Here is a 6,312-nt window from a genome sequence, read left to right as displayed (position 1 = left end):
ACCGTGGCCGCTTGCGCGCAAGTTCAGCTCCCCTCCCCCTCGAGGGGGAGGGGTTGGGGGTGGGGGTCCATCGGTGATCACTGAACCACCCCCTCCCTCGTTCCCTCCCCTCAAGGGGGTGGGAGGCCGGACTGAGAGTGCAGTGCCGGAGGCCGCCGATGCCTGAACTCCACCTCCCCAACCCCGACCGAACCATTTCCGCTTATCGCCTCACCGGCACGCCGATTCCGTTTGAAAAGCATGCGGCTAGCGACTTTCCTCGCATCGCCTACGCCGCCGCCCACGTCGTCGCCGATCCCCTCGCCAGCAACGATCCCTGGCTCACCCCCGCCATCGACTGGGACACCACGCTGGCCTTCCGCCACCGCATGTGGGACCTCGGTCTGGGCGTCGCCGAAGCCATGGATACCGCCCAACGCGGCATGGGGCTCGGCTGGACCGAGGCGCAGGAGCTGATCCGTCGCGCGCAGGCCGAAGCCCGCACGCGGCCGGACGCGCTGATCGCCTATGGCGCGGGCACCGACCACCTGATGCCGGGCCCGAACGTCACCATCGACGACATCATCCGGGCTTACGAAGAGCAGGTCGGTTTCGTCGAGGGGCAGGGCGGGCGCATCATTCTAATGGCCTCGCGCGCCCTCGCGGTGGCGGCGAAATCGCCCGATGACTACGCCCGCGTCTATGGCCGCATCCTCGGCCAGGTGAAGCAGCCGGTGATCCTTCACTGGCTCGGCGAAATGTTCGATCCGGCGCTCGTCGGCTACTGGGGGCATGCCGACCACAACGCCGCGATGGACGTCTGTCTCGACGTCATTGCCGCCCATGCCGACAAGGTCGATGGCATCAAGATTTCCTTGCTTTCCAAGGAGAAAGAGATCGCCATGCGCCGGCGCCTGCCGGCAAACGTCCGCATGTATACCGGCGACGATTTCAACTATGCCGAGCTGATCGCCGGGGACGAGCAAGGCCATTCCGATGCCCTGCTCGGCATCTTCGATGCCATTGCTCCCGCAGCCTCCGCGGCGCTCGCGGCGCTCGGCAGGGGCAGCGACAACGAGTTCTTCGAGCTACTCGAGCCCACCGTGCCGCTCAGCCGCCACATCTTCGCGGCGCCGACGCGCTTCTACAAGACCGGGGTGGTTTTCCTCGCCTATCTCAATGGGTTACAGGACCATTTTGCGATGATCGGGGGGCAGCAATCGACGCGCTCGCTGCAGCACCTGAGCGAACTGTTCCGGCTGGCGGACAAGGCGCGGGTGCTGGCCGATCCGGGGTTGGCGGTGGAGCGGATGAGGCGGGTGCTGGCGGTGAATGGGGTGGTTTGAGGTGCCGGCGCAAATGGAGAGAACCCCTCATCCGGCCTTCGGCCACCTTCTCCCACAAGGGGAGAAGGCGCTGTGGGGCGATCTCACGCCGATCCGGTCCTCCAAGTTTGCCGCTCCGTCGCCTTCTCCCCTTGTGGGAGAAGGTGCCCGAAGGGCGGATGAGGGGTCGGGGAGCCCCGATGTCTGACCGCATACTCTCCATGAACCTCGCCACCACCCGCGGCGCCTGGGGCTTTGCCGAGGCGGTTGATGGCTGCCTCCGGCTTGGCGTCACCGCCATCTCCCCGTGGCGCGACCAGGTGGCGGCCATCGGACTCGATGAAGCCGCCAACATCGTCCGATCCAACGGCCTCCGCGTCACCGGGCTCTGCCGCGGCGGCATGTTTCCGGCCGATAGCGCTGAGAGCCGGCAGAAGAATATCGAGGATAACCTGCGCGCCATCGACGAAGCCGCGGCGCTGGGCGCCGATTGCCTCGTGCTCGTCGTCGGCGGATTGCCGGGGTCTTCCAAGGACATAGCCGGGGCGCGCCAGATGGTCGCCGATGGCATCGCCGCCATGCTGCCGCATGCCCGCGCCTCGGGCGTGCCGCTGGCAATAGAGCCGCTGCACCCGATGTATGCAGCCGACCGCGCCTGCGTGAACACCATCGACCAGGCGCTCGATATCTGCGCGGAACTCGGCGACGGCGTTGGCGTCGCGATCGACGTCTATCACGTCTGGTGGGACCCAAACCTTGCGGCCGCCATCGCCCGCGCCGGGCGCGAGAAGCGCATCCTCGCGCACCATATCTGCGACTGGCTGGTCCCCACCACCGACCTGCTGCTCGATCGCGGCATGATGGGCGACGGGGTCATCGACCTCAAGGCGATCCGGGCGATGATCGAAGCAGCGGGGTATCACGGCCCGCAGGAAGTCGAGATTTTCTCGCGCGATAACTGGTGGAAGCGGCCGGGCGACGAGGTGGTGCGCACGTGCGTGGAGCGCTTCGAGACGGTGTGCTGAGTTTGGCCAAAAGCAGCGCTTGCACCCGCCGTTTCAATCGCTAGTCTCCCGCGCAAAATTCGAGGAGACTCCATGCATATCCTGATCATCGGGGCGGCCGGCATGGTCGGCCGCAAGCTCACGTCGGCGCTGCTGAAGGCCGGCCAGGTCGGCGGCAAGGCCATCGACAAGCTGACGCTCACCGACGTCATCGAGCCGGCCAAGGTCGATTTCCCGGGTGAGGTCACGACGATTGCCTCGGACGTCTCGGCCCCCGGCGTAGCGGCGAAGCTGATCGCGTCGCGCCCCGACCTCGTCTTCCACCTCGCGGCCATCGTTTCGGGCGAAGCCGAGGCGGATTTCGACAAGGGCTACCGGATCAACATGGACGGCATGCGGTTCCTGCTGGAGGCCATCCGGCAGGAAGGCCTCAAGTCACCGTACCTGCCCAGGCTGGTCTTTACCTCGTCGATCGCGGTGTTCGGGGCGCCCTTCAACGAGCCCATCGACGACGAATTCCTCTCGGCCCCGCTCACCAGCTACGGCACGCAGAAGGCGATCTGCGAACTGCTGCTGAACGACTATTCGCGCAAGGGCTTCGTCGACGGCATCGGCATCCGGCTGCCGACCATCACTATCCGCCCCGGCAAACCGAACGCCGCCGCCTCGGGCTTTTTCTCCAATATCCTGCGCGAGCCGCTGGTCGGGCAGGAGGCGGTGCTGCCGGTGTCGAAGGACGTGCGCCACTGGTTCGCCAGCCCGCGCGCCGCGATCGGCTTCCTCATCCACGCTGCCGAACTCGATACCACCCAGCTCGGCTGGCGCCGCACCCTCTCGGCCCCCGGCCTCTCGACCACAGTGGGCGAGGAGATCGAGGCGCTTCGCCGCGTGGCCGGGGACAAGGCGGTGAACCTGATCCGGGACGTGCCCGACCAGAAGATCAGCTCGATGGTCGCCGGCTGGCCGCGCAACTTTGCCGCCAAGCGCGCCGAAGCGCTGGGCTTCAGGGCCGAGAAGACGTTCGACGAGATCATCCGCATCCATATCGAGGATGAACTGGGCGGCAAAATCGGCGGCTAGAGCCGTTCACAGGCTGACCGCAGCGGCTGTGCTGTGCCTTCCCCCTCGGGGAGAAGGGGCCGAAGGCCGGATGAGGGGTGAGGCGGCGACATAAGCGCTCGCTGCACCGCTGAACCCCTCACCCCAGCCCTCTCCCCTGAGGGGAGAGGGGGCGAGCTGCCGGTTTCCGTCAAAACCGGAAACGCTCCAGGTCTCGGACCGGCGCGCGAGCTACCAATCTCTCGCGCCGGTGGATAAGTCCAATCTGACACCACTTGACCGGGCCGGTACCTCGCCGGGCCAATTCTCATTTATGCCAGGATTTCCAGCGGTCTTGCCGAGCGGGGCCCACCCCGGTGAGGAGAAAGCCTGCTCTGCCCAAGCCTTAGGCAATACCACTCTGTGCCATAAAGCCGTTGCATTCCACAAAATTGGTCCTAAAGTGGCATTGCTTAGGTATTGAACTGGAATGCCAGTTCCGGGATGGGAGAACAGGGATGCGACTTTCCACAATGCTGGCGACGACCGCACTTTGCGGCGCGCTGATGACCACGACCGGCATCGCCGGCGAGATCACGCTTTACACCTGGCGGCAGCAGGAACTGCCGCTGTGGCAATATATCAACGACAACAAGCTGCTCGGCGACACCACGGTCAAGGCCGTGCAGATCAACTCCGACGACTATGACGCGAAGCTCCGCATCGCGCTGCAGTCGCCGGGAGTCGACCTGTTCCAGGGTCGCGCCGGCGCCGCCTGGCTGTCGTCGTTCATCGATTCCGGCATTCTGAAGCCGACCACCACCGATCTCGCCGCCATGGCGCCGGGCACGCTCGACGCGGCCCGCGGTCCCGATGGCCAGCTCTACGGCGTGCCGTTCGCGGTGCAGATGGAATCGATCCTCTACAACACCAAGGTGTTCGCCGATAACGGCATCGAGGTCCCCAAGACGCTGGACGAGCTGAAGGCCGCGTCCGAGAAGCTCAAGGCCGCGGGCATCACGCCGATCAATTTCGGCGCGCGTTCCGGCTGGTGGCTGAACCAGGTGGTGGGCGAGGCGATGACCGCGGGACTCGTTTCCGACGACGTCGCCGCCAAGCTGATCACCGGCGAGGCCTGCTTCACCGGGCCCGAGTTCGTCTCGACCCTGCAGGCCGTCAAGGACTGGCAGGACGCCGGCTTCATCAACGCCTCGGCGATGGCCGACGATTACGGCGCGATGCGCACCTCGGTCGCCATGGGCGAGAGCGCCATGATGATCGATGGCATCTGGTCCACCGGCCCGACCTCGCCGATGTACGAGATCGATCCCGAGCTGAAGCTCGGCTTCTTCCCGGTCCCGGGCCCGAATGGCAAGGTCTATGCCTTTGGCGACGGCACGTATCTCGTCAACTCGACCTCGCCCAATGCGGCCGAGGCGCAGAAGGTGCTCGACTTCACCGCGACCAAGGAGTTCGCCGAGCTGTTCGTCAAGGAAGTCGGCGAGCTGCCGGCGTTCGGCGGCGAATATGCCGTCGACAACCCGCTGCTCAAGGACGTCGCCGCGGCGATCGCCACCAATTCGGCGGCGCCGACCCCGTTCTTCGCCTATGCGCTGAACAAGGGCGAGCCGAGCTATGGCACGCTGGTCGCCGACGGCTACCAGGCGCTGCTCTCGGGCCAGCTGACCCCGGCCGATTTCGCCAAGAAGATCCAGGATGGCCTCAACTCCTGGAACTATGTCGGCGCGGCCAACTGCAAGTAATCCTCCAGGGTCCGGCATAACCGGGCCCAAACTTGCGCAGCGGCGGTGATGCCGCCGCTGCTTTTCTCGCCCGCGGGGGCGATCATCCTTGCGGCGGGTGGGGCAAAGGGCATGGCCAAACTCAACTACAAGCAGAAGGCGAACCTGCAGCGCATCGCGTTGCTGGCGCCGGGCGTGCTGCTCTACGGGGTGTTCAACTTCATCCCGCTGCTGGCGCTGCTCGTGCTCTGCCTCGTCGATTGGCCGGGGATCGGGCCGATGAAGTTCGTCGGCTTCGACAATTTCGCGCAGCTGTTCGGGAACCCCTATTTCCGCGATCAGCTGGTCAAGGCATTCGCGCAGAACCTCATCTTCTTCGTCATCATCATCGCCTCGATGCTGATCCTCGGGACGATCTTCGCGCTGCTGCTGAGCTTTCGCACCTGGGGGCGCAACACCTACCGCTCGATCTTCTTTTTGCCCTATCCGCTCGCCGGCGCCGCCGTGGCGTTCCTGCTCGAGCTGATCGTGCGTACCCGCGGGCCGCTCAACGTGCTGCTCACCAAGGGCCTCCACGTGGTCGACCAGCCGATCGGCTTTCTCGGCGATCCGAACCTGGCGCTCGCCACGCTTGCCACCTTCTATTCGTGGCACCGGATGAGCTTCGCCATCATCCTCATCCTCTCGGCCGTCGTTGCGGTGCGCATGCACCTGCTCGAGGCGGCTATGCTCGATGGCGCCAATCGCTGGCAGACGCTGAAGGCGGTGGTGTTTCCGGTCCTCGCGCCGGCGTTCATCCTGATCACCGTCATCGTCATGGTCGATGTGTTCAACAATGCCGACTACACGCTGATCCTGATGGGGCCGGAGGGGGCGCCGGCCCGCGCCACCGACATCATGGGGACGTTCCTGTTCCGATCGGCCTTCGGCGGCTCCGCTACCTCGGTCAACGTCAACTTCGGCATGAGCGCCGCCATCGGGTTGGTGACGGCGCTGGTGATCCTCCCGGCAGCGCTGTTCCTCGCGCTCAGGAACATGCGGAGGGAAAAGTGATGGCTCCGAGCGCGTGGCCCCCCACGCCGGTGCCCTCCCCGCAGGGGGGAGGGAGACCCTCCCCATTTGCCGTCGCAGCCTCAGCCCTGCGCCCCGGCGGCTCCCTTGTCGCATCCCTCCCCCTTGAGGGAGGTATCGAGGGAGGGGGTGGTGCGGTGGTTCGCTGATGGC

General features: G+C 65.8%; 5 protein-coding genes. All 5 read left to right on the top strand.

Annotated features, from left to right (window positions below; genetic code table 11):
• Positions 1–158 precede the first annotated feature (158 nt).
• The 5 genes from JWQ89_RS01885 (at position 159) to JWQ89_RS01865 (ending at position 6,141) form a co-directional block, all read left to right on the top strand.
• Entirely contained in the window at positions 159–1,325 is a 1,167-nt protein-coding gene (locus JWQ89_RS01885; RefSeq protein WP_299637925.1) for a dihydrodipicolinate synthase family protein, read from the top strand.
• Between the two features lie 179 nt (positions 1,326–1,504).
• Positions 1,505–2,329 (top strand): sugar phosphate isomerase/epimerase family protein, encoded by an 825-nt coding sequence (locus JWQ89_RS01880; RefSeq protein WP_299637923.1) that lies wholly within the window; start codon positions 1,505–1,507, stop codon positions 2,327–2,329.
• Positions 2,330–2,401: 72 nt separating this feature from the next.
• Positions 2,402–3,388 carry a D-erythronate dehydrogenase gene (denD, locus tag JWQ89_RS01875; protein WP_299637921.1) on the top strand — a complete coding sequence of 329 codons (987 nt, stop codon included), beginning with the start codon at positions 2,402–2,404 and terminating at the stop codon, positions 3,386–3,388.
• A 476-nt stretch (positions 3,389–3,864) separates the two neighbouring features.
• A complete protein-coding gene (locus JWQ89_RS01870) occupies positions 3,865–5,109 on the top strand; it encodes an extracellular solute-binding protein (protein ID WP_299637919.1) in 1,245 nt (414 codons plus the stop codon).
• Between the two features lie 48 nt (positions 5,110–5,157).
• Positions 5,158–6,141: a sugar ABC transporter permease gene (locus JWQ89_RS01865; RefSeq protein WP_299637917.1), complete on the top strand. Its 984-nt coding sequence runs from the start codon at positions 5,158–5,160 to the stop codon at positions 6,139–6,141.
• The last annotated feature ends 171 nt before the right edge of the window (positions 6,142–6,312 follow it).

The sequence above is a fragment of the Devosia sp. genome (assembly GCF_028290645.1).
Lineage (GTDB): Bacteria > Pseudomonadota > Alphaproteobacteria > Rhizobiales > Devosiaceae > Devosia_A.
Note: the sequence above shows the minus strand (reverse complement) of the source record. Positions and strands in the feature narration are given on the sequence as shown.